The following is a 24,783-nucleotide window of genomic DNA, read 5'->3' on the forward strand; positions in this document are numbered from 1 at the left end:
ATCAAGGAGGGAAATAAACTATGTGTAAAAATGAAAAGGCCGTTTCTGAGATGGATTGTTGTGTAGATTGTCATGAAGAATTAGCTATTATGGAGCGAAATCGCAGTAAGTGCTGGAATTGTCAGGATAAGATGTCCGAGACTTACGCTGATGATCATATTGAAGTGGATGAATTAAATTAGTTAGAATCGTAACATGATTTGAATTGTAAAAGGGCCTCCTTATTACGGAGGTCCTTAATTATTTTTAAGATTCTAGTTTTTTTGTATATAAACATTACTTACTTGAAGATTAGAAAGTTTAATTTTATTTAATTAATTCTTATGAGTATAATTGTTATCATAATAAAAAGATTCTAATAATTAAGATAATAATGCAGGGAGTGAAAATATTGGCAGTTCAAGGAAAGTTAAATACAACATTTTTTGAAGCGATTCAAGATATTCAAGATGGTGCAACCATCATTGTTGGTGGGTTTGGTTTGTCGGGTATTCCCGAGAATTTAATTCTGGCATTACGGGAAAAGGGAACAAAAGACTTAACGATTGTTAGTAATAATTGTGGGGTGGATGACTGGGGACTGGGTTTACTACTTGCCAATAAGCAGATTAAGAAAATGGTGGCAAGCTATGTGGGAGAGAACAAGATCTTTGAAAAGCAATTTTTAAGTGGAGAATTGGAAGTAGAGCTTGTTCCCCAGGGGACACTGGCGGAAAGAATTCGGGCAGGAGGAGCTGGCATCCCTGGATTCTATACGCCCACTGGCGTGGGTACACCGATTGCAGAGGGCAAAGAACAGCGATTTTTTAATGGCAGAGCACATATTCTTGAAGAAGGAATTGTTGGGGATTTTGCCTTCGTCAAGGCATGGAAAGGGGACACATTAGGAAATCTTGTTTACCGGAAGACAGCGCGGAATTTTAATCCACTTGCAGCAACGGCAGGCAGGATAACGATTGCCGAAGTGGAGCAAATAGTTGAAGTGGGTGGACTTGATCCGGATGAGATTCATACACCTGGGATCTATGTCCAAAGGATATTGGAAGGAAAAAATTATGTGAAAAGAATTGAACGCCGTACCGTCATACATAATTAATTACCTTTAAAGAGTAACTTACCACAAAAATTACAATGCAATTTTTCAGGAGGATTAACAGTATGGATACTAGGACAAAAATCATTAAGCGTGCGGTTCAAGAGATTCAAACTGGGATGAACGTGAATCTAGGAATTGGAATTCCTACTTTACTTGCAAACGAAATCCCTAAAGAAGTTCATGTATTATTGCAATCCGAAAATGGATTGCTTGGCATTGGACCTTATCCAGTTGAAGGGATGGAAGATCCTGATCTTATTAACGCAGGGAAAGAAACGGTTACAGCGGTAATTGGTGGATCTTTCTTTGACAGTGCTGAGTCCTTTGCCATGATACGTGGGGGACACATTGATCTGGCCATCCTGGGAGGCATGGAGGTTTCCGAACAAGGTGACTTAGCAAATTGGATGATCCCGGGAAAAATGATCAAAGGGATGGGAGGGGCGATGGATCTTGTCCATGGTGCCAAAAGAATTGTGGTCATAATGGAGCACACCAATAAGTACAATGAATCCAAGATCAAAAAAAGCTGTTCCCTTCCATTGACAGGTCAAAAAGTTGTCAATCGACTGATTACGGACTTGGCTGTGTTTGATTTTACTCCCGAGGGAATGATTCTTGTAGAAACTCAAGACGGTGTTTCACTTGATGAAGTGATAGAGAAGACGGAGGCTTCCTTTACGATCAGCGCCAATTTGACATGTGGTAAAGGGGATCGCCAAAAGGCTCCTATAACAAGGTAAAAGAGGTAACACTGCTAATTCCAGTTAAGGTAGAGATAGATTTGTAAAAAAGAGAAGATTTTTCGCCACTTAAGACGAAGAACCTTCTCTTTTTTTCCTTTTTAATTTTTAATAATTTCTGATTTTAAATGATGAATATATTTGTTGGCAAAAGTGGATAAATGTTTATTCTCTGATCGAACTAACCCTAAAGAAATATTAACGGTCGGATGATTCACCAAATCAATTGGGATGATATCACCATTGATGACAGGGGGATAGTTTTTCATTACGAAATCAGGAGCAAATGTAATCGCCAAATTTTCACTTATGGCTTGGAGAACTCCATCCATATTATTTGAAGTAAATAGGATTTTCATAGGCTTATATTTGTTAAAGAAATCCTGAACAAAATACTGCATTAATTCACCTTTATATGTAACAAGAGTTTGATCAAGTATATCATTAGGTGTTACGGTACCAAGAAAGGCTAATGGAGAATGCTTAGAAACATATATTTTCTGCTTCCCTTCAATGAGTGCTTCATAAGCAATTCCTTCCATATTTATATTCAAATCGCTTGAATACGTAACCAGTCCAATGTCGGTTTTATGCTGCCTGACATCTTCAATTACAGCAGATCCACTTTTATCGGCCACCTCCAAATTTACGTGCGGATAATCATGTCTAAACGCTGCTATCGCTTTTACCAGGAACGTCATCAATCCGGGTAATGACGATATTTTTAGTTCCCCCACTTCCGTGGAATTCAATAAATTAGCTGTCTCTTTTATTTCCTCAAGTTTTTTTTGTACTTCGTAGGCGAGTTTCAGAATGATTCTTCCATCATCGGTTGGGACAGCGCCGTGTCCCCGTGACCGCTTAAGAATTTTAATCCCCAGCTCCTTTTCCAAGTTGGTTATGGACTGGCTGATGTTGGATTGAGTCACATGTAGATTCTGTGCTGCTATAGACAGAGAACTGTATTTTGCGACTTCTACGATATATAGTAATTGTTCAATATTCATGCTGTTCCCCTTTTTCAAATATTAGTAAGACTTACTTACAAATTAAAATCTTTAATTTTATTTAATTATAATTTATTAGTATAATCAATATCAAGAAGATTTAAAAATCTTTGAATTTTCTACATACAGGAGGAGAACTAGAATGGCAACGAACCAATTGTTTGATTTAAATGGTAAGACAGCAATCGTTACCGGAGGCGGCAGCGGGTTAGGGCGTGTAATGGCACTGGCGTTGGCAGAAGCAGGAGCAAACGTTGTTGTATGTTCACGGCGTTTAGAGGTTTGCGAAGCAGTAGTAAAAGAAATCGAGGCGCTAGGAAGACAGGCACTTGCTCTATCATTGGATGTCACAGATCGGGAATCTGTCGTTCAAGGTGTGGAGAAAGCGGTTTCTCATTTTGGAGCAATCGAAATTTTAGTCAACAGCAGCGGAACCGTTTTTGAGTCTCCTGCTGCGGATATGCCTTTAGACCAATGGCAAGCTATGCTGGATACAAATGTGACAGGAACATTCTTGATGTGTCAGGCAGTTGGAAAACATATGATTAATAACGAATACGGTAAAATCATTAATATTTCTTCTAGTATCGGATTTAAAGGTGTTGACCCGGAAGCAGTAGATTCTGTCGGATATACAACTAGTAAGGGTGCAGTCATGACTTTAACGAAGGATCTAGCAGTTAAGTGGGGTCGCCATGGAGTGTATGTAAATTCAATTGCTCCTGGAGTTTTCACTACAGGAATGAATAACCCAGAAATACCGGGAACACTTGTACACAAAGCAGGCCCTTTCATTGCCTCACAAGTTCCAGTTAGAAGGTTAGGCAGTGACAATGATTTGGTAGGTGCACTCCTTTACTTTGCTTCAGCAGCATCTGATTATTGTACTGGACAAATTTTGACTCTTGATGGTGGACTTGGGGCTAAGTAAATTTCAACCAAATAACTTGTCTGTGTAAATTAATCAAACTTAATTGCATGTTAAAAATAACTATTTTACTTAGTTGAAAATTAAAAATATACTGAGATTAATAAATTCGAAAAAGTTAATTAGCTGAAAAATGTAAGCGTTAACATCATGCGGATTTAAAAAACATATAAGTTGGAAGAGGGGATTTTTGTGAGTAATGTAAAAAATGTACAAGAAGCAGTAGCATATCATGCAGGAAATGTTAATGTAGATGAATTGCCTTGGGTTCCTTATTTCGGAGATGCGAAATTTAAATTGCTTAAAGCGAACCCTGTGACAGGACAGAATATTACGTTATTATATGTTCCTGCGAAAATGCAGCTTCCGGCCCATTTCCATCCTGGACAAGTCATTGTTTATACCGTTCAAGGGTCTTGGAGATATCTCGAAGAGCCCTGGATCTCCAAACCTGGCGACATGGTTTTTGAACCTGCCGGATCCACGCATACACCTACAGCTGTAGGGGATGAAGACGTTATTACCTTCAATATTGTGGAAGGAACATTAGACTATTTGGGTGAGAATGGAGAAATTCTTGCACGAGATAATTGGGAATCATTCCTGAAAAAATACCTTGACTATTGTGAGGCTGAAGGAATTGAACCTGTTGATGTGACTGCATTTTAATAAATAAATCTGTAATAAAAAGAGAAGCCCGTTGTCTAATTGACTAAGAGGCTTCTCTTTTATTATGTGTAATTTCTATTATTTACAGAAAATTAGAAAAATTGATAGTTTTCACTATCTGAATAGTAGTAATACTTACTTATACATTAAAAATTTTAATTTTATTTAATTATTACTTATGAGTATAATTAATAACATAATAATATTTATAAATTTTAGAATATTCCAAACTCGAGGGGGCTAAAAAATATATGCCAACAGAAACAGTTTTAATTACAGGCGCTACTAAAGGGATCGGTTTGGAATTCGCAAAAGTTTTCGCAGGCCATCGCTATAACTTGATATTAGTTGCCAGAGACGCAACGTTGTTGGAACAACAAGCGGAGAATTTAAAAAAGGATTATGGAGTGCATGTAAATACTTATGCCGGTGACTTAAGCAGCCATGAAACAGTAGAGAGCTTGCATCAATACTTGAAAAGCGAAGGCATCGACATCGATATTTTAATTAATAATGCCGGAGCTGGCGGATTAGGGTTGATGACGGAATTGGATATTCAAAAAGAAATGGAATACCTCCAGCTCAACATGATCTCGCTCACGTATTTAACTAGACTTGTTGCGGATGACATGGTGAAACGGAAGCACGGTAAAATTTTAAACGTGGCTTCCACAGCAGCCTTTCAGCCAACTCCAGGGATGTCGATGTATGGGGCCAGCAAATCGTACGTCTTATTCTTTACGGAAGCAATTGCGGAAGAACTTAAAGGAACCGGAGTTCAAGTTTCTGTATTATGTCCCCCTTCTACCAAAACGCCGCTCACGCAAGGGTTGGCCGCAACAGGAACAAAAATTTTCATTAAGAACTTGATGGAACCACAATCTGTTGCCAAATACGGATTTGAAGGGTTAATGAAGAATAAAACGGTGATCATCCCAGGCTTTAAAAATAAACTCATGGCTAAATCTGTAGGGTTGCTGCCAAGGAAATGGGTAACCATCTATTCCCGAAAACTTATCGAACAAAAAGTGTAATAGCCGTTAAATTCCCACCCATGAAAGGGTTGGAGTTTTTACAGAAAAAATGAGCAATCGCTCGGTCAATTATTTCATGGGCATAATTGAATGCACAAAAATATATTTGATAGGGGACTAACAATGAACTTTTTATTATCCGATGAACATCAAATGATGCAAAAAATGGTGCGCGAGTTTGCTTTAAACGAAGTTGAGCCTACTGCTGCTCAGCGCGATGAAGAAGAACACTTTGATATTAAGATTTGGCACAAGATGGCCGAACTTGGATTATGTGGGATCCCTTGGCCGGAGGAGTATGGTGGTGCAGGTACCGATTATTTAAGTTATGTGATCACGTTGGAAGAGCTTTCGCGAGTGGATGCTTCCATAGGCACCACTCTTGCTGCCCATACATCGTTAGCAGGATGGCCAGTTTACAAGTTTGGAACGGAGCAACAAAAGCAAAAATATTTGCGGGCTATGGCGGAAGGAAAAAGCATGGGGGCATATTGCTTGACGGAACCTGGATCCGGATCCGATTCCGGAGGAATGAAAACATCGGCCGTGCGTGACGGGGATGACTGGATCTTAAACGGTTCGAAGATTTTTATTACCAACGGCGGCTATGCGGACATCTATATTGTCTTCGCTCAGACCAATCCGAATCTAAAGCAAAAGGGGATTACAGCATTTATCGTAGAAAAGGGCTTCCCGGGTTTCTCTGTGGGAAAAAAGGAGAAAAAGATGGGCATTCGCTCTTCCGCGACGACCGAAGTAATTTTTGAGGACTGCCGCATTCCAAAGGACAACCGCTTGGGACAAGTGGGTGAAGGGTTTAAAATTGCGATGATGACCCTCGACGGAGGCCGTAACGGAGTTGCTTCCCAAGCGGTGGGAATCGCTCAGGGAGCGTTTGATAAAGCGGTCGAATATGCGAAGAATCGCGTCCAGTTTGGCAAACCGATTAGTTCGCTTCAAGCCATTCAATTCAAGCTGGCTGATATGGCTACAAAGATCGAGGCTGCCCGTTTATTGACCTATCAAGCCGCATGGCGTGAGGATCAAGGTATCCCTTATGGACTTCAATCTGCGATGTCCAAACTGTTTGCCGGAGACACCGCGATGGAAGTAGCAGTCGAAGCAGTTCAAGTATTTGGCGGATATGGTTACACAAGGGAATATCCAGTAGAACGCTATATGAGAGATGCAAAGATCACCCAAATCTATGAAGGAACGCAAGAGATTCAGCGTCTTGTAATTGCTGGGAATCTGCTTAAAGAATAGCTAAATTCGAAATATGTAATAAAAATAGGAACGTAATCGATTAAAAAGAGGTGAATGACCATGTCGGATGTGAATGATTTACTTGGGTATGAGTTAGAACCATACAGCATGGCTGTTGAAAAAGGAAAAATAAAAGAATTAGCCATTGCTATTGGTGATGATAACCCCGTTTACTACAGCTTGGAGGCAGCTAAGGAAGCTGGTTATGAAGGCATTCCTGTTCCGCTAACCTTTTTGCAGATCATAGATTACCATGGCGGATATGGCTTCCAAGAAAAAATGGAGGCATTGAATTTAAACCCAGTTAAAATATTGCATGGTGGGCAGGAGTATGAATATTTAGGTGATATTTATGCCGGGGATGAGCTTCAGGTTATGAGTAAAATTGTTCGGGCTGATACCAAAATCGGTTCCTCGGGCGGAATGGATTTTATTACAGAAGAAACACGATATACCAATCAAAAAGGCGAATTAGTGGCAATTGCTAAAATTACGTTAATTCACTGTCATTAAAAAGTAGATGATTAGAGGGGCGAAACGAATCATGTATTTTGAAGACCTAGAGGTGGGAGATTCATTCCCAGTTCTGAAAAAAGATCCGATTACACGAGTCCAGCTCGTAAAATTTGCCGGAGCCTCTGGAGATTTTAATCCTCTGCATACCGTAGAAGAGGTTGGAGAGGAAGCCGGCACAGGCATTATCGCTCACGGTATGTTAGTTATGGGGATGTTATCTCAAGGAGTTACATCCTGGATATCACGAAGAAACATTAAGAGAATACAAGTACGCTTTAGTAAAATGACGTATCCTGGAGAATCTATCGAAATTGTTGGCAGAGTGAAAGAGAAAAAGGCTGACAACTTAGTAGTAGGAGAAGTCCTGGCGAAAAATGGTGAAGGCGATGTAAAAGTTTCAGGGATTTTTGAAGCGACACTGCTATCAAGGAATTCATAGGGCAATTGTATTAAAATCGTTAAACCCAGAGTGCTTTAAAAATATTACATCAGAAGGGGATACGAAAAAATGAACATTTTGGTATTGATGAAACAAACATTCGATCCCGAAGAAAAAATTGCGTTAAAATATGGATCGGTTAAAGAAGAAGGGGTAAACTTCATCATCAATCCTTACGATGAATATGCGATTGAAGAAGCGCTTCATTTGCGGGATATGCATGGTGGAGAAGTAACGGCTATCACGGTAGGACCGGAACGTGCAGAGAATGGGCTCCGAACAGCGCTTGCGCTGGGTGCAGATAAAGGGATTATGGTTAATAGCGAAGATTTAAATCTTGATGAATACAGTACAGTCAAAATTCTTGAGGCCGTTATTAAAAATCGGGAGTTTGACATCATATTAGGCGGGAATGTGGGAGTTGATTATGGCAGTGGACAAATTGGTCCGCGCCTTGCAGAGGAACTTGATATTCCCCAAGTGACGACGATTACAAGGCTGGAGATTGATGGAAACGAGGCGGTAATCGAGCGTGACGTTGAAGGAGATAAAGAAGTTGTCATGGTATCTCTTCCAGTATTGGTTACAGCACAACAAGGATTAAATGAGCCTCGTTATCCTTCCTTGCCCGGCATCATGAAAGCGAAGAAAAAGCCAATTGAGCGGATTGAGATTGATGATTTACATATTGAAGACGTTCTGGAAGTAAAGACAATCACTACCGAGATATTTTTTGCGCCGAAAAAAGGTGCAGGACGTATCCTGAACGGAGAAATAAAAGCTCAAGTTTCTGAACTGGCTGAGCTACTTCGCAGTGCGGCAAGGGTAATCTAATCATCACCAAGGAGGACAAACATGAGAAAAGTACTTGTAGTGACTGAAGCTAAAGCTGGGAACCTAAGAGGTGTTTCGCTTGAGTCGCTGACAGCTGCGCAGCGCATTGCAGAAGGCGGAGAAATTATAGCTGTGGCTTTCGGCAGCGATGCCATTCATTATGCAAGTGTTTTAGGGAAACATGGAGCAAATAAAGTATATATTATTTCCAACGATGAACTCGATGTGTATACAACAGATGCATATTCTCAATGCTTAAGCCAGGTAATTGATGTAGTCGAACCAGAAGCTATATTAATGCCACATACGGGAATCGGAAAAGATCTTGCACCGCGGATAGCATCGCGATTTGGACTAGGACTTGTATCTGACGTCATTGATGTTCAGGTGGAAGACTTTGATGTTATCTTCACCCGTCCTGTTTTTTCCGGAAAAGCCTTAGAGAAAAAGAAAGTAGTATCTGGCATCCCATTTGCAACTGTCCGTCCGAATAACATCCCGGTGGAAGAAATGGGCGGAACGATTGAGATTGTGCGCTTTTATGCTGAAATCAAAGACTTACGGACGGTTGTAAAAGAAGTAATACAAAAAACAACTGTCGGTGTAGATTTATTAGAAGCGAAAGTAGTCATTTCTGGTGGTAGAGGGGTTAAAAAGTCAGAAGGTTTTAAGGTGCTTCAGAAACTGGCGGATGTCCTAGGGGGTGCGGTAGGTGCCTCTCGTGGTGCATGCGATGCCGAATACTGCGATTATTCACTGCAAATCGGACAAACAGGAAAGGTCATCACTCCTGATTTGTACATTGCCTGTGGAATTTCTGGTGCCATTCAGCATTTAGCTGGAATGTCTAACTCTAAAGTAATTGTTGCTATTAACAAAGATCCGGAAGCACCCATCTTTCAAATAGCGGACTATGGTATAGTGGGTGATTTGTTTGAGGTGGTTCCATTGCTGACGGAAGAATTCAAAAAAGCACTAGTAACCTCTTAAAAACTACCTGTGATTGAAAACAAGCTTAACTCTTTTTTATAAGCAAATTTCTTCTAAATAAAAATCTGCCATCAATGGAGTAATGAATAAGGTTCTGGTGGAAGAGAGACATTTCATCAAATATGGACACTCTCTATAAAATTACTGTTCGAAAGGAACTTGTATATGTTTAAAAAGGTTCTTATTGCTAATCGAGGAGAAATTGCTGTCCGTGTGATTAGGGCGTGTAAGGAAATGGGGATAGCTGCGGTCGCTGTATATTCTGAAGCAGACCGTGAAGCTCTGCATGTTCAACTGGCAGACGAAGCATATTGTATTGGACCCACGCCGTCTGCTAAAAGTTATTTGAATATTCCTAATATAATAAGTGTTGCATTATCTACAAATGCGGATGCGATCCACCCGGGATATGGATTTTTAGCTGAAAACGCTAACTTTGCAGAAATCTGCTTGAATTATAATATTACATTTATTGGTCCTGAAGCAGAAGCCATAAATAAAATGGGAGATAAAGCGGTCGCGAGAGATACCATGAAAAGTATAGGTGTACCTACCGTTCCAGGAACAGATGGCCTAATTGAAGACCTCGAAGAAGCTCTAACTATTGCAAAGGAAATTGGATTCCCCGTCATCGTGAAGGCAACAGCTGGCGGCGGCGGCAAGGGAATGAGAGTAGCCGAGGATGAAGAGGATTTACGAAAAGCCATTCGTCAAGCCCAGAAAGAAGCTGAAACTGCATTTGGAAACGCTGGGGTGTATCTCGAGAAATACATTGAGGAACCGCGTCATGTAGAAATTCAAATAATTGGAGACATGTTGGGTAATGTTGTTTATCTAGGTGAAAGAGACTGTTCCATCCAAAGACGCCATCAAAAACTTGTTGAAGAAGCCCCGTCACCAGCACTTGAGCAAAAGACTCGTGAACAGATGGGTTCTGCAGCAATCGCCGCTGCAAAAGCTGTTCATTATTATGGAGCGGGTACTGTTGAGTTCCTATTAGATAAAAACAACAATTTCTATTTCATGGAAATGAATACGCGAATTCAGGTAGAACATCCAGTGACAGAAATGATTACTGGGATTGACTTAATCAAGGAACAGATCTTAGTCGCAGCAGGGTACCCTCTGTCATTTGGACAGGAAGATATAAAAATCAATGGGTGGGCAATTGAATGCCGTATAAATGCAGAAAATCCGGCAAAGAATTTTATGCCTTCTCCAGGGAAAGTCGAAATGTATCTACCTCCAGGGGGGTATGGTGTACGTGTGGATAGCGCTGTCTATCCTGGTTATGAAATTTCTCCTTTTTATGATTCGATGGCCGCAAAAGTGATTGTTTGGGGAAAAGATCGTGAAGAAGCCATCGCGCGGATGAAAAGAGCGCTTGATGAATTTGTCATTAGCGGAATCAAGACAACGATTCCGTTTCATCAAAAATTACTTGAACATGAATCCTTTATAAAAGGACAATTTAATACAAAATTTCTTGAAAACAATCCATTGAAGTTAGAAGAATAATTCATAGTTTACGATTACTAAGGAGAGAGAAAGATGTTCAAAATCCAAGAAATTAGAGAAATGATTAAATTAGTGGATGATTCTTCAATAGAAGTGTTCGAAATTGAAGAAGGTAATTCTAAAATATTAATTCGTAGAAGTATTGGGACAGCACCAGTAGTTCAAAAGGGGATAAACACTTCTGATACTCAGGCTCTTTCTGTTAATGCTGAGACTACAGCCATTTTACCATCATACACAAATAAGGAGATATCAACAGGACATGTTCAAGTAGCTGCAAAGACAGAGAACTTAGTGAAGGTAAATAATACACAAACAAATGATAAAATCAAACACCTTTCAAAAATTGTTTCTCCAATGGTAGGAACGTTTTACAGAGCACCAGGAGTTGACGCGGCACCTTTTGTTAAAATTGGAGATAAAGTTGAGAAATCAACCATGGTCTGCATTTTAGAAGCCATGAAATTGTTTAATGAAATTGAAGCTGAATTGGACGGCGAGATTGTTGAAGTTCTCGTCGAGAATGGCCAGCTCGTAGAGTACGGTCAACCGCTTTTCTTAGTGAAACAGACATCCTAAATATATCTAGCAGAGAGGAGGTTGAGATAACCAATGAGCACAGTTTATGAGAAGATTTTTGATCTTTGGGACCGGAAAGGTAAGGTCGCTCTTGGCGGGGGAGACGAGCGAATTCATACCCAGCATAATCGCGGGAAGTTAACTGCAAGGGAACGAATTGATTTATTGCTAGACGAAGATTCCTTTGTGGAATTAAATCCATTCATTCAGCACCGTTCAACCAACTTCGGTATGGATAGATTAGAAAGCCCAGGAGAAGGGGTCGTGACGGGTTACGGTAAAATTCAAGGTCGGCTTGTCTACGTATTTGCACAGGATTTTACCGTTTTTGGCGGAGCATTAGGAGAGATGCATTCGACAAAAATATGCAAAATCATGGATTTGGCAGCTAAAAATGGAGCACCCATTATTGGTTTAAATGATTCTGGCGGCGCCAGGATTCAAGAAGGTGTTGTTTCCTTAGACGGATACGGTCAAATATTTTATCGGAATGCCATCTATTCAGGGGTCATCCCACAAATATCTGTAATTATGGGCCCTTGTGCAGGTGGGGCAGTCTATTCTCCAGCTATCACTGATTTTGTGTTTATGGTCAACAAAACCAGTCAAATGTTTATTACAGGACCAAAGGTGATTGAAACCGTTACTGGAGAGAACATTTCTGCGGAAAATCTTGGCGGTGCAAAAGTTCATTCCTCCATAAGTGGATGTGCGCATTTTACTGGGGATTCTGAACACGAGGTCTTAGATGAGGTACGGAAATTAATTACCTTTCTCCCTCAAAATAATTCGGAAACTCCTCAGGCTCTTCCAATTTGTGAAGAGAGTGATTGGCGCGAAGATTTGCTTGACCTAGTACCTCTCAATGGAACAAAGGTATATGACATTCGGAAGGTATTAGAACAAGTTCTAGATCACAGTGATTTCATGGAAGTACAAAAAGACTATGCGAAAAATATCGTGGTTGGTTTTGGACGTATTGATGGAAATAGTGTGGGGGTCATTGCCAATCAGCCAAAAGTAATGGCTGGAGGACTGGATATTAATTCTTCGGATAAGACTGCCAGATTCATTCGATTCTGTGATTCATTTAACATTCCAATTATCACATTTGAAGACGTTACTGGGTTTTTCCCAGGGGTCAATCAAGAGCACGGCGGAATCATTCGTCACGGAGCAAAAATTCTCTATGCATATTCGGAAGCGACTGTGCCCAAAATAACGGTTATTTTAAGAAAAGCATTTGGCGGAGCCTATGTGGCAATGAATTCAAAAGCCATCGGTGCGGACATTGTCTATGCTTGGCCTAACTCGGAAATCGCCGTAATGGGTCCTGAAGGAGCAGCAAATATTATATTCGCGAAAGAAATTAACCAAAGCAGCAATCCAGCAGTAACTCGTTCTGAAAAAATTGAGGAATATCGAAACAAGTTTGCGAATCCTTATGTTGCCGCCTCTCATGGCATGGTTGATGACGTGATTGATCCTAGAGATACAAGGAAAGTTCTGAAACAATCTTTAGAGATGCTTAGAACAAAAAAAGAATCAAGACCGAAAAAAAAGCATGGAAATATTCCGTTATAAGATTAGATTTTAAAAATCTAGTAAAATCATTAAATTATATAGGTAATTGGAGGAGTAAAGATGTTACAAAACTTTAACACTTATGAAATTTGGAAGGATTATTACACCAAGTACAGCAAGCTTTTTGATGATAGAGTGACAAAGAAATTTCCAGCTGAGGGGATAGGACAGTTGTTGGAGATGAATCTTCAATTAAAAAATATGTTGAATGAAACTACAGAACGTTATTATGAATTTGTCAATCTACCATCAAGAAATGACCTTGCGCATATTTCCTCGCAAATTGTTAATATCGATGCGAAAGTGGATGATTTAGAAGAATTTATACAAGATTACAAGGATAATCAAAATGAATCAGTGGAATCTCAACGAGAAATGGCAAGTTTAAAAAAGGAAATGAAAAGTCTTGATAATAAACTGAACCAAATCATTACTTTATTAAAATCTTAAATGTAAAGTATATAGAAATTAAGTTCATATTAAGTGAAAAGTTTTAATTTAATTTTACATTAGGGGTGGATAGTAATGAAGGATCTAATGACAAAACAATACGAAAGTTTTATCGGGATGATGCCAGAGGAGTATCAACAGATGAATAGACGTGTAAAAAGTGTAACTCAAGTGTTAATGAAGGATGCTGAGCCCGAGGTTGGCCCAACGCCGAAAGAAGTTATTTGGACTAGAAATAAAACCAAGCTTTATCGCTATATTTCAGAACAACCGAAAAAATATAAAACTCCACTTCTTTTGATTTTTGCACTGATTAATAAGCCCTATATCATGGACTTAACGAAGGGTAGCAGTTTAGTTGAATATCTAGTAAATCGAGGCTTTGACGTTTATCTACTTGATTGGGGTACACCAGGCATGGAAGATAAAAATATGAAATTAGATGATTATATTATGGATTACATCCCAAGAGCAGTGCAAAAAGTCTTGCGGAAATCGAATGCGGAGGAAGTGTCCATTCTTGGATACTGCATGGGTGGTACGATAACATCAATATTTGCAGCTCTGCACCCTGAGTTACCAATTCGTAACCTTATCTTTATGACAACCCCATTTGATTTTGAAGAAACAGGCGTATATGGTGCAATGCTGGATGAGCAACATTTTGATATTGATAAATTGGTTCAAACATACGGGAATATCCCACCTGAAATGATTGACATCGGAAACAAATTACTCAAACCGATGGCAAACTTTTATGGACCATATGTTAGTCTTTTTGATCGGGCTGATAATGAAAGTTTCGTAAAGAGCTTTAAACTTCTGCAAAAATGGTTAAATGATGGCATTCCATTTCCAGGGGAATCCTATCGTCAGTGGATTCGCGAATTCTATCAAAAAAACAAGCTTATCAAAGGCGAACTGGTTATTCGAGGCCGGAAGGTTAATCTTGAGGCAATCACTGCGAATGTGCTCAACTTATCAGGTGAAATTGACATCATTGCACAACCACATCAAGTAGAAGCATTGATGAATTGCATATCCAGTAAAGACAAACAGTATATAAAATTACCAGTAGGTCACACGTCCATTGCTTTTGGAAGTAAAGCTTCAAAAATAACATATCCAACGATTGGTAATTGGTTGGAAGAACGATCTTGTTATTAGTTTAAAAAGATTGGAGGAAGGGTGAAATTATGTGGGTATGTAAAACACATATGAAAGAAGCACTGCCATTTTTAGATGCTCCCCATCTCAGCAAAGCATCGTATCAAATTAAGTGTTCCCTTTGTGAAAATTTTGCGATTGCAAAAGTTTATTATAATTACCCAACTTACCATTTTTCAAAACATTCCAAGTATTCTTTGTCAAAAACTTCCCCGGAAAAATCAGGTTAAAATACAAATTTAAATTATTGCAGAATTATAGACTAGAAGGGGAGTGGCTTGAAACTGTGACCATTAATAGTAAAATGACAGAATCTAAAATACATTTGTTTGAGGATTTTTCTACACCAACTTTTCAACAGTGGAGAGAAGTGGCAGAGAAAAACTTAAAAGGAGCTAAATTTGAAGAAAATCTAGTTACCGATACTTATGAAGGAATTCGTCTTCAACCTTTGTATCGTCATGAGGATATTGAAAAATATCCTTTTTTATCTACATTGCCAGGTGATTTCCCATATTTACGTGGAACAAATGAAATAGGCAAACAGCATGAACCTTGGCAAGTGTGTCAGGAATTAGCCTGCACGGATCCAGAAGAGTTTAATCAAGCTGTACGAAATGATTTAGAAAAAGGGCAAACGATGCTTCATTTGGTCTTAGACGAAGAGAGATGGATTGACCCCTTGGACCAGGAAAAGGTAAATAGGACAGGCGTTTCAATAGCCTCTCTCCAGGATTTTCACAAAGCATTCCAGAAGATAAATTTGGAAGAGATCCCAATCTATTTGGAACCTTGTATAAGCGGATATCCTTTTTTCGCTACATTTATGGCTTATATAATTGAACAAAATCAACGTCCTAATAGAGTTAGAGGCTGTATTGGTATTGATCCAATTGGACAACTCGTGCAAAAGGGGGAGGTTCCATATCCTATTAATCAAGCATACAAAATGATGGCAGAGATGACTAGGTGGTCGATGAAACACTCTCCTGAATTGAAAACAATTGTTGTCCAAACCCATGCATACCATAATGCGGGGGGAAATGCTGTACAGGAATTGGCTTTTGCAATTGCCACAGGTTTGGAATATCTTCGCACTATGGAAAATCACCACATTTCTATTGATGATGCAGCAAATAGGATAGCTTTTTCTTTTTCGATAGGTTCAAATTTTTTCATGGAAATAGCAAAATTTAGAGCTGCTCGAATGTTGTGGGCTAGAATCGTGAAGGAATTAGGCGGTAATGATACTTCTCAAAAGATGTTCATACACGCAAGGACTTCGGCATGGACAAAAACGGTTCACGATCCTTATGTAAACATACTCCGTGGAACAACAGAAGCGTTTGGTGGGATTATTGGTGGTGTTAATAGCCTGCATGTGTCACCATTTGATGAGGCATTTGGTCCGCCTAATGAGTTTTCACGTCGAATTGCAAGAAATACTCAACTAATTCTGGAAAATGAAGCTAATTTGTCAAAGGTTACCGACCCAGGTGGAGGATCATGGTACATCGAAACACTCACCTATACACTAGCTGAAAAGGCATGGGAGCTTTTTCAACAAATAGAAATAATAGGTGGAATGTATAATTCGCTCATTGAGGGTTTTCCACAAGAGACAGTTGCTGGAACAGCTGAAGAAAAAATGAATAATATCAAAAGCAGGAAAGAAAAGATTGTAGGTACAAATATCTATCCGAATTTGGATGAGAATCCATTGGGTTTTCACGAAAACATTGAACAGGTCGAGACTCCAGTCAAAAATGACGCACCCAATACTGTTAACTATCTGAATTCTAACGTGGAGTTCGTTCTATTACAAGATTCATTAAAAAAATTCACAGAATATCATTCTATGGAGAATGCTATAAAAGCGGCCAAAGCCGGTGTGAAAATTGATGAACTCTTACAAGCTATGTGTTTACCAACAAGTATGAACCCATCTATTCGTCATTTTGGTTTTCACAGAGCAGCAGAACCTTTTGAGACACTTCGTGAGCATGCAGAAAAATACAAGCTTAAGATTGGTCATCTCCCTGAGGTATTTGTAGCCAATTTTGGACCTGTTTCTAACAATAAACATCATGCAGATTTCGTAACCGAATTTTTAAAAGTAGGGGGATTTCATGTAAGCCAACATGCAGAATATCAATCGATTTCCGAGGCATTACATGCGTTCCAATCTTCCAAATCCAATATTGTGGTCATTTTGTGTAAGGATGAGAAGTTTCCTGAGGTGGTTCCTTCTCTAGCAAAAAGTTTGAAACAATGTAATAGCAACGTAACCATTCTATTGGCTGGTTATCCTCCTGCAGATGATAGAGAACTGTATACGAAGGCAGGAGTAGATGACTTTATTCATTCAAATATTAACTACTATGAAAAATTGATCACTCTTCAAATAAAGGGAGGAATTAGAGAATGTACAAAGTAGTGGATTTTACTAAAATGTCATTTCGTGACGCTTTTACCTCCCCCATTCCTCGAAAAATAGAAGAAACGGCCGCAAGATGGAAAACATTAGAGAACATTGACGTGAAACCGTTATATACATCTTCTGACCTTACTAATATGGAACATTTGGAGTATATATCTGGAATCGCACCGTTTTTAAGAGGGCCATATCCAACAATGTATATTAACCAACCATGGACAATAAGACAATATGCTGGTTTTTCAACTGCAGAGGAAAGCAATGCTTTTTACCGCCGGAATTTAGCTGCAGGACAAAAGGGCCTATCGATTGCATTTGATTTGGCAACACACCGTGGCTATGATTCTGATCATCCCCGTGTCGAGGGCGATGTAGGAAAAGCAGGGGTGGCTGTGGATTCGATATTGGATATGAAAATTTTGTTCGATGGGATCCCATTGGATAAAATGTCGGTATCCATGACAATGAATGGTGCTGTACTTCCGATTTTAGCTTTTTATATCGTGGCAGCTGAAGAACAAGGTGTTCATCAATCACAATTATCTGGTACCATCCAAAATGATATTTTAAAAGAATATATGGTTCGGAATACCTTTATTTACCCACCTGAAGCTTCAATGAGAATTATAGCAGACATCTTTTCCTTCACCTCTCAACATATGCCGAAATTTAACAGCATTAGTATATCTGGATATCATATGCAAGAAGCTGGAGCGACTGCGGATATTGAGCTAGGGTACACTTTAGCCAATGGATTAGAATATGTTCGAACCGGACTGAAAGCCGGGTTGGATATTGATTCATTTGCACCAAGGTTATCGTTCTTTTGGGGAATTGGAATGAATTATTTTATGGAAGTAGCGAAGATGCGGGCAGGACGCCTATTGTGGGCGAAACTGATGAAACAGTTTCAACCTAAAAATGAAAAATCAATGGCACTGCGTGCTCACTCCCAAACATCAGGCTGGAGCTTAACCGAGCAGGATCCTTTTAATAACGTAACTCGAACCTGTATCGAAGCAATGGCAGCAACAATGGGACATACCCAGTCATTGCATACAAATGCTCTGGATGAAGCAATTGCATTACCAACAGATTTTTCTGCGCGGATTGCCAGGAATACACAGCTTTATTTACAAGAAGAAACCGGTATTTGCAATGTGGTTGATCCTTGGGGCGGCTCTTATTACATGGAATATTTAACACATGAATTAACACATCGAGCATGGAAGCATATTCAAGAAGTAGAGTCCCTAGGTGGTATGGTTAACGCAATTGAAACGGGCCTCCCGAAGATGAGAATTGAAGAGGCGGCAGCTCGTCGGCAAAGCCATATTGACTCTAAAACAGAAACCATTATCGGGGTCAATAAATATCGGTTAGAAAATGAAGATAATCTAGACATCCTTGAAGTTGATAATGCTGCTGTACGAGAAGCCCAAATTAAGCGCTTACAAGCGCTGCGTTCAAGTCGTGATGATATAAAGGTGCAAGCCACGCTAAAGGCAATTACCCAAGCTGCTAAAACAGGAGAAGGTAATTTATTAGCCCTTGCAATTGAAGCAGCAAGGGCCAGAGCAAGTCTTGGTGAGATTTCCGATGCATATGAAAAAGTTGTAGGGCGTCACAAAGCAAATTCTCGCTCGGTCATTGGAGTATATAGCGCCGAATATGCTATTGAGCAAGAAATTGATGACGTACGACAACAAACTCAGGAATTTGAAGGGAGGGAAGGACGCCGTCCAAGAATCATGGTTGCCAAGCTGGGACAGGATGGTCATGATCGCGGGGCCAGGGTAATAGCAACTGCATTTGCAGATTTAGGATTTGATGTGGATATTGGTCCTCTTTTTCAAACACCAGAAGAAGCTGCAGTTCAGGCAGTTGAAAATGATGTTCATGTTATTGGGATAAGTTCTCAGGCTGGTGGTCATAAGACGCTATTACCAAAACTAATGACTGAAATGAAGAAGCTCGATCGAGAAGACATCGTTGTTGTTGCCGGAGGTGTTATCCCGGTCAAGGATTATGAATTTTTAAAAGAAAACGGGGTAGCGGCTATTTTTGGTCCAGGAACAGTCATACCTGTTGCTGCTCAACAAGTATTAGAAGAAATCAATCGACGTTTAGATTGGAACGATTAAAGGGAAGTGCCAAGTAAAACCGCGGACAAAACCGCTATTTTTATGGAAAATGGGGGAAGGTAAAATGCAAACTGTATACTTAGTAGAGGCACTTAGAACTCCGATAGGGTGTTTCGGTGGTTCATTGAAAGATGTAGGAGCTGTACAACTTGCAACGGATGTTGTTAAGGAGGTGTGGCAGCGATCTGGTCTTTCGGCTGAATGCATTGATGAGGTAGTACTAGGTAATGTACTAAAATCAGGACTCAAAGGAAACCCAGCAAGACAAGCAGCTATCCATTCTGGGATACCTGTGTCTGTACCAGCCATTACAATTGATAAACAATGTGCATCTGGATTGCGCGCTATTACATTAGCCTATCACCAAATTCTTGCAGGAGATTCAAGTGTTGTGATTGCAGGCGGGACAGAAAGTATGAGTAATGTCCCGCATTTGGTGATGAATGCAAGGTGGGGACAGAAATTGGGAGATTTACGGACAGTGGACGCACTCTTTCATGATGGACTTCACTGTGCGATAGAAGGTTACCATATGGGGATTACAGCTGAAAATTTAGTAGAACGCTATCATATTTCCCGAGAGGAACAAGATGTTTTTGCCTTAGAAAGCCAGCAAAAAGCAATTAAAGCTAAAGAACATGGTAAATTCGAAAAAGAAATTATTCCTGTTGTTATTAAAAGCAAGCATGGTTCCACTTTATTTACAGAAGATGAGAATATAAAAAATACTAATCTGGAGAAATTACTAACTCTGAAACCAGCTTTTAAAGAAAATGGGACGGTGACAGCTGGAAATGCTTCGTCATTTAATGATGGGGCAGCTGCAGTCATTGTTGCTTCTGAACAAGCTGTTAGGGAATACGGCTTAAAACCACTTGCCAAAATTCGTTCGGTTGCTAGTGCTGCTGTTTCTCCTTCTATCATGGGCATTGGCCCAGTCCCAGCAACACAAAAAGCCTTAACGAGAGCAAATCTTACAATACAGGATATTGAATTGGCAGAGCTCAATGAAGCATTTGCAGCACAAGTGCTGGCAGTTAATAAGGAATTAGGTTTGCCAGAGGAGATTATTAATGTTAATGGAGGAGCGATAGCATTAGGTCACCCAATCGGTTGTTCAGGTGCACGGATTGTGGTTACCTTAGTTCATGAATTAAGACGTCAAAAGAAACAAATTGGATTAGCATCCTTATGTGTAGGCGGTGGACAAGGCGTTTCAATCATCATTGAAGCAGTATAATAGAGCATGGAAGAATAATGGGGAATAAGTTGGTAACTATGAAATAACAGCTCCGTTTTATGAGGCATTCAAATCTAAGGGAAGAAGAATTTTAGAAAAAACGGCCAATGTCATCAGTTAAAGGCAAATGAGATAAAACCTAGATGAGCAATGGTTGGTCTTTGACCCCCATAACCGCACAGTGATTCCTCCACTCGTGCGGTTTTTTTTAGTTTGGCTTTTCATTGGCAACATTTAAATAGATATTTATCAGAAAATTCGAATGTATGGACATCTCTTTTAATAAAGTAAAAGTAAACGGGCGAAAAAAGGCTTTTTAGCCGGAAAACAGCCGGCAAGTTTCATATTACGTAAAGTAAAAAAATATGTGCTTTTTAAATAAAAGGGAGGGGTTAAATGCTGCATATTGTAGCCTGTATTAAGCAAGTGCCTGACACCAAAATTATCAAGATGAACCCAAAAACAAACACGATGGACCGGAGGACAGCGCCTGCGATATTGAATCCATATGATGCACATGCAGTTGAAGAGGCGGTTCGTCTAAAGAATAGGTATGGGGGAATCGTATCTGTTGTAACAATGGGTCCGCCTCCAGCAGTTACCGCAATTAAAAAGTGTATTGAAATAGGCGCCGATGAGGGCTATTTAATCACGGACCGCCGGTTTGCGGGTGCAGATACATTGGCAACGAGCTATGCCGTGACAAAGGCGATTGAAAAAATAGGAAAACAACAGCCCGTAGATTTGATCATTTGCGGAAAAATGTCCATTGATGGAGATACCGGGCAAGTCGGACCCGGAATTGCAAGAAGGCTCGATATTCCACCGCTGACTTCTGTGAACAAAGTAGTGGAAATCAATCAAGAAGAAGGATTTGCCATTGTCCATCGCAAGTTCGAGGATGGATATGAAGTCGTCCGTTCCACATTGCCGTGTTTGTTTTCCGTTGAAAAAACAATCAATGAAGTGCCGTATTCTCCGTTTCCAAACATGATAAAAGCGGCCAGATATAAACCTCATATCTGGTCTGTTGATGACCTGGAAGAGGTTGATGTGAAGCAGCTTGGTTTGAAGGGATCTCCAACGATTGTCTCCAAAGTTTGGGCTCCACAAAAGCCGGCAGGGGGAACGTTCCTTGAAGGCAACCCAATGGCACAAGTAGAGAAGTTGGTCTCTGTCATGCTTGAAAAGAAAGAATTGTTTGAATCAAAGGAGGAAATGTAATTGGATTTCCGAGATTATAAAGGTGTTTGGGTGTTCATTGAACAAAAAGATGGAGTTGTTGCTTCTGTATCCCTTGAACTATTGGGTGCCGGCAGAAAGTTGGCAGACAAACGGGGAGTGGAATTGGCCGGTATTCTAATTGGAGAAAATGTTAAACATTTAACGAAGACCGTTTTTGAATACGGAGCAGACACAGTGTATGTATATGATCAACCCATATTTAAACATTACAGGACCGAGTCCTACATGAAGGCGCTGCTGGAATGCACGGAAAAATATAAACCAGAAATTATCCTCTACGGGGCCACCTCAACAGGAAAAGACCTGGCAAGTGCGGTAGCCACCGATATGCCGACAGGTTTAACGGCGGATACGACGGAGCTGGATGTTGAAGAGGAAACAGGGTTACTATTAGCGAGCAGGCCGGCTTTTGGCGGAAATATTATGGCAACCATTTTATGTAAAAAATATCGGCCCCAAATGGCGACAGTACGCGCCAAAGTCATGAAAGCTCTTACTCCTCAATCAGGGAGGACGGGCAAGACGGTTGAAGAAACAATTTCGCTAAAGGAAGAAGATATTCGGACAAAAGTCTTGCAAATTGTAAAGGAAACTGTAAAGAAAGTAAGAATCGACGAAGCGGATATTATTGTTGCAGGCGGAAAAGGATTAGGGAGTTTCGAGGGATTTCAGTTAATACACCAATTGGCGGAAACTCTTGGAGGAGCGGTTGGTGCCAGCAGGGATGTGGTGGAAGCGGGTTGGATTGATCACGCTCATCAAGTAGGGCAAACCGGTGTGACGGTAACGCCAAAAATTTATTTTGCAATTGGAATTTCCGGTGCGATTCAACATATTGTAGGAATGAAAAATTCCGGTTTAATTATTGCCATTAATAAGGACAAAGAAGCCCCCATTTTTCAGAACTGTCATTATGGAATTGTTGGCGATGCCTTTGAGATTGTTCCTTTACTAATTGAACAGTTTATAAAGGCTTTATCCAGAGACAAGGTAAGCAATACCAGCACAGGTTGATGTAATGATGCCGAGGCGAGAAACATAAAATAGAAATTCTCAAAAAGGTCGGAGACGTAAGTTCCCACAATGAATTATTTGTTACTCACAATATCTCTATAATAAAGCCTCAAGTGAATTTTCACTCATGAGGCTTTTTCCTATATATGCCTATAATTGAAGCCTAAAGAAATCTGAAATTGATGGATAAAAAAAATAGCTAATTGGAAAGATAAAATAATTAAATGGGGATATTTTATGGTAAAAGCTGCATTTTGCCATCATACTCTTTAATTCCATTCTTAAGTGCTGACAAAAAATAATTAACGATATTTGGCTGTCTACAATCCTTTTTAGCTACTGTTTTATACTATAGTTGAGTTCAAATACAAGTTGGTTAAACAATATCAGTAAACAGGAGATTTAAATGGAAGATACACTTATACCCATTCTGAGAACAGGTGTCAGCTTTTTGCTTTTAATACTTGTTACTCTGGTTATTGGAAAGCATATTAACTCTCATAAAAACCACTATAGCTTTGCCTTATCCGTTACAATTGGTTCCTTTATAGCGAACATGGGGTTTGATACGAATTTAAAGTTCAAAGAAATTCTAATTTCATTTCTTGTATTAGTTTTAATGTTTTATTTGTTCATGGTGTTATCTTCTAGGAGTCGAAGTTTTAGAAAATGGTTATCTGGTAAACCTACCCTGCTCATAGAAAAAGGAAAATTACTAGACAATAATATGAAAAAGGTAAAGTTCTCGATTGACGACCTTAATCAGCTTTTAAGGGAAAAGGATATCTTTAATATATTTGAAGTGGAATACGCATTACTAGAAGTGAGCGGGGAATTATCCATTCTTAAAAAGATACCGTTTCAAAATGTAATAAAAAAAGATTTAAATTTGCCCAATTCATCAGAGTCGCTGCCAGTTGAACTAATTATGGACGGGAAAATCATCGAAAAGAACGCTACCGGGATCTATAACCGTGAGTGGATTGAAGCTGAATTCAAAAGAAGAAATTTACGAATAGAGGAAATATATTATGCTGTAGTCAATAGCGGTGGTTACCTTTTTGTTGACAAATATGAAGATAAAATAAATTCACCTACATATGTTGAATAATTTGGAAAGGCTAATTGATAATAAGGTGTAAAATAGGAAGGCAACCATTCGGTTTATATGAACAAAAAATCCCCGGAATTTATCATTATCAAAAGGGGATTTTTTGTTTGCATAGGAAAAGCCCAGTAGTTAACAACTCCCAAAAAGGTCCAACTGGTATAATCTCTTCTTTATGGTGATTTCCTATTTTCCTTACTTAAATGAAAAAGCATATACATCTGCTTAGCAAGAAATTGCGGTGTATAAGGCATGTCCTTACGCAACCAAGCTACGATCGTGCCGATAAGAGCTGAAGAACCATGCCATATAGCAATATCCCTTTGGATATCGGTAGTAGCGAGCAAGGAGTCTATCTCCGTTCTCTCTGTTATTGATTTCGTAAGGATTTTTAATAACCGCTCTGTAAAGATTGGCGTTCGTGTGGAACTTAGAACCACTTTATAGAATTTAGCATTCTCGGCTATATGCTCAAGCAGGTTCACAAGCTTCAATGAATCAATTTCTTCAGCGGATTTCATGTTTGTTGTCGTACTCAGCATAATGCACTCAATATCCTCGGCCATTTCCTGTGCCATTTTCTCCATCAAGTCTTGTATATCATGATAATGCAGATAAAACGTAACACGGTTGATGGTTGCGCGTTCCGCAATCCGATTAACCGTTATTTTATTAATTTCCATCTCCTGCAGCAAATCTATAAAAGCGTCCTTGATTAATTGGCGCGTACGAAGTATACGAGGATCTACTCGTGGAGTTGCATTAACCTTCATGG

24 protein-coding genes are annotated in these 24,783 nt (G+C 39.6%); 22 read left to right on the forward strand and 2 right to left on the reverse strand.

All coding sequences use genetic code 11. From position 1 onward, the window contains the following. Positions 1-20: 20 nt before the first annotated feature. The 3 genes from ACSU6B_RS05975 to ACSU6B_RS05985 all read left to right on the forward strand — a co-directional run bounded on the left by ACSU6B_RS05975 (position 21) and on the right by ACSU6B_RS05985 (position 1,839). Positions 21-182, forward strand: a complete 162-nt coding sequence (locus ACSU6B_RS05975; protein ID WP_215003565.1) for a hypothetical protein — start codon at positions 21-23, stop codon at positions 180-182. A 209-nt stretch (positions 183-391) separates the two neighbouring features. Further along, complete coding sequence (locus ACSU6B_RS05980; RefSeq protein ID WP_410883562.1) at positions 392-1,096, forward strand: CoA transferase subunit A; 705 nt, start codon at positions 392-394, stop codon at positions 1,094-1,096. A gap of 62 nt (positions 1,097-1,158) precedes the next feature. Beyond that, a complete protein-coding gene (locus ACSU6B_RS05985; RefSeq protein WP_215003561.1) occupies positions 1,159-1,839 on the forward strand; it encodes a 3-oxoacid CoA-transferase subunit B in 681 nt (226 codons plus the stop codon). Between the two features lie 101 nt (positions 1,840-1,940). On the opposite strand, the gene ACSU6B_RS05990 is transcribed toward ACSU6B_RS05985, so the two are convergent. Continuing rightward, entirely contained in the window at positions 1,941-2,846 is a 906-nt protein-coding gene (locus ACSU6B_RS05990; RefSeq protein WP_410883564.1) for a LysR family transcriptional regulator, read from the reverse strand. 142 nt (positions 2,847-2,988) lie between these two features. Between ACSU6B_RS05990 and ACSU6B_RS05995 the strand changes: the two genes are divergently transcribed. The 19 genes from ACSU6B_RS05995 to ACSU6B_RS06085 all read left to right on the forward strand — a co-directional run bounded on the left by ACSU6B_RS05995 (position 2,989) and on the right by ACSU6B_RS06085 (position 24,011). Further along, a complete protein-coding gene (locus ACSU6B_RS05995) occupies positions 2,989-3,777 on the forward strand; it encodes an SDR family NAD(P)-dependent oxidoreductase (RefSeq protein WP_410883566.1) in 789 nt (262 codons plus the stop codon). Positions 3,778-3,966: 189 nt separating this feature from the next. Further along, a complete protein-coding gene (locus ACSU6B_RS06000; RefSeq protein ID WP_410883568.1) occupies positions 3,967-4,443 on the forward strand; it encodes a 2,4'-dihydroxyacetophenone dioxygenase family protein in 477 nt (158 codons plus the stop codon). A gap of 251 nt (positions 4,444-4,694) precedes the next feature. After that, entirely contained in the window at positions 4,695-5,477 is a 783-nt protein-coding gene (locus ACSU6B_RS06005; protein WP_410883570.1) for an SDR family NAD(P)-dependent oxidoreductase, read from the forward strand. A 123-nt stretch (positions 5,478-5,600) separates the two neighbouring features. Next, on the forward strand, positions 5,601-6,743 hold the full coding sequence (locus ACSU6B_RS06010; RefSeq protein WP_410883572.1) for an acyl-CoA dehydrogenase: 1,143 nt from the start codon (positions 5,601-5,603) through the stop codon (positions 6,741-6,743). 60 nt (positions 6,744-6,803) lie between these two features. Further along, positions 6,804-7,256 carry a MaoC family dehydratase N-terminal domain-containing protein gene (locus ACSU6B_RS06015; RefSeq protein WP_410883574.1) on the forward strand — a complete coding sequence of 151 codons (453 nt, stop codon included), beginning with the start codon at positions 6,804-6,806 and terminating at the stop codon, positions 7,254-7,256. Between the two features lie 31 nt (positions 7,257-7,287). After that, the gene (locus tag ACSU6B_RS06020) at positions 7,288-7,698 is read left to right on the forward strand and encodes a MaoC/PaaZ C-terminal domain-containing protein (protein ID WP_410883576.1); all 411 of its coding nucleotides are present in this window, start codon (positions 7,288-7,290) and stop codon (positions 7,696-7,698) included. Positions 7,699-7,767: 69 nt separating this feature from the next. Next, on the forward strand, positions 7,768-8,532 hold the full coding sequence (locus ACSU6B_RS06025) for an electron transfer flavoprotein subunit beta/FixA family protein (protein WP_410883578.1): 765 nt from the start codon (positions 7,768-7,770) through the stop codon (positions 8,530-8,532). A 21-nt stretch (positions 8,533-8,553) separates the two neighbouring features. Continuing rightward, positions 8,554-9,522, forward strand: coding sequence for an electron transfer flavoprotein subunit alpha/FixB family protein (locus tag ACSU6B_RS06030; protein ID WP_410883580.1), 969 nt, complete (start codon positions 8,554-8,556; stop codon positions 9,520-9,522). A gap of 165 nt (positions 9,523-9,687) precedes the next feature. Further along, positions 9,688-11,040, forward strand: a complete 1,353-nt coding sequence (accC, locus tag ACSU6B_RS06035; protein WP_410883582.1) for an acetyl-CoA carboxylase biotin carboxylase subunit — start codon at positions 9,688-9,690, stop codon at positions 11,038-11,040. 33 nt (positions 11,041-11,073) lie between these two features. After that, positions 11,074-11,619, forward strand: coding sequence for an acetyl-CoA carboxylase biotin carboxyl carrier protein (gene accB, locus ACSU6B_RS06040; protein ID WP_410883584.1), 546 nt, complete (start codon positions 11,074-11,076; stop codon positions 11,617-11,619). Positions 11,620-11,652: 33 nt separating this feature from the next. Continuing rightward, complete coding sequence (locus tag ACSU6B_RS06045; RefSeq protein ID WP_410883586.1) at positions 11,653-13,203, forward strand: acyl-CoA carboxylase subunit beta; 1,551 nt, start codon at positions 11,653-11,655, stop codon at positions 13,201-13,203. 60 nt (positions 13,204-13,263) lie between these two features. Further along, positions 13,264-13,653 (forward strand): hypothetical protein, encoded by a 390-nt coding sequence (locus ACSU6B_RS06050; protein ID WP_410883588.1) that lies wholly within the window; start codon positions 13,264-13,266, stop codon positions 13,651-13,653. Positions 13,654-13,740: 87 nt separating this feature from the next. Beyond that, positions 13,741-14,820, forward strand: coding sequence for a class III poly(R)-hydroxyalkanoic acid synthase subunit PhaC (phaC, locus tag ACSU6B_RS06055; RefSeq protein ID WP_410883746.1), 1,080 nt, complete (start codon positions 13,741-13,743; stop codon positions 14,818-14,820). A gap of 286 nt (positions 14,821-15,106) precedes the next feature. Next, a complete protein-coding gene (locus tag ACSU6B_RS06060; RefSeq protein ID WP_410883590.1) occupies positions 15,107-17,257 on the forward strand; it encodes a methylmalonyl-CoA mutase family protein in 2,151 nt (716 codons plus the stop codon). Beyond that, complete coding sequence (gene scpA, locus ACSU6B_RS06065; protein ID WP_410883592.1) at positions 17,245-19,401, forward strand: methylmalonyl-CoA mutase; 2,157 nt, start codon at positions 17,245-17,247, stop codon at positions 19,399-19,401. Before ACSU6B_RS06060 ends, scpA begins: the two co-directional genes overlap by 13 nt. Before the next feature lie 64 nt (positions 19,402-19,465). Beyond that, positions 19,466-20,641 (forward strand): thiolase family protein, encoded by a 1,176-nt coding sequence (locus tag ACSU6B_RS06070; protein ID WP_410883594.1) that lies wholly within the window; start codon positions 19,466-19,468, stop codon positions 20,639-20,641. Positions 20,642-21,037: 396 nt separating this feature from the next. Then, positions 21,038-21,865 (forward strand): electron transfer flavoprotein subunit beta/FixA family protein, encoded by an 828-nt coding sequence (locus ACSU6B_RS06075; protein ID WP_410883596.1) that lies wholly within the window; start codon positions 21,038-21,040, stop codon positions 21,863-21,865. Beyond that, positions 21,866-22,900 carry an electron transfer flavoprotein subunit alpha/FixB family protein gene (locus tag ACSU6B_RS06080; RefSeq protein WP_410883598.1) on the forward strand — a complete coding sequence of 345 codons (1,035 nt, stop codon included), beginning with the start codon at positions 21,866-21,868 and terminating at the stop codon, positions 22,898-22,900. Between the two features lie 406 nt (positions 22,901-23,306). Beyond that, on the forward strand, positions 23,307-24,011 hold the full coding sequence (locus tag ACSU6B_RS06085; protein ID WP_410883600.1) for a DUF421 domain-containing protein: 705 nt from the start codon (positions 23,307-23,309) through the stop codon (positions 24,009-24,011). A gap of 170 nt (positions 24,012-24,181) precedes the next feature. On the opposite strand, the gene ACSU6B_RS06090 is transcribed toward ACSU6B_RS06085, so the two are convergent. Continuing rightward, a complete protein-coding gene (locus tag ACSU6B_RS06090) occupies positions 24,182-24,781 on the reverse strand; it encodes a TetR/AcrR family transcriptional regulator (RefSeq protein ID WP_410883602.1) in 600 nt (199 codons plus the stop codon). Positions 24,782-24,783: the final 2 nt, after the last annotated feature.

This window comes from Neobacillus sp. C211 (genome assembly GCF_051842875.1).
In the GTDB taxonomy this organism is placed as follows: Bacteria; Bacillota; Bacilli; order Bacillales; family Cytobacillaceae; genus Neobacillus.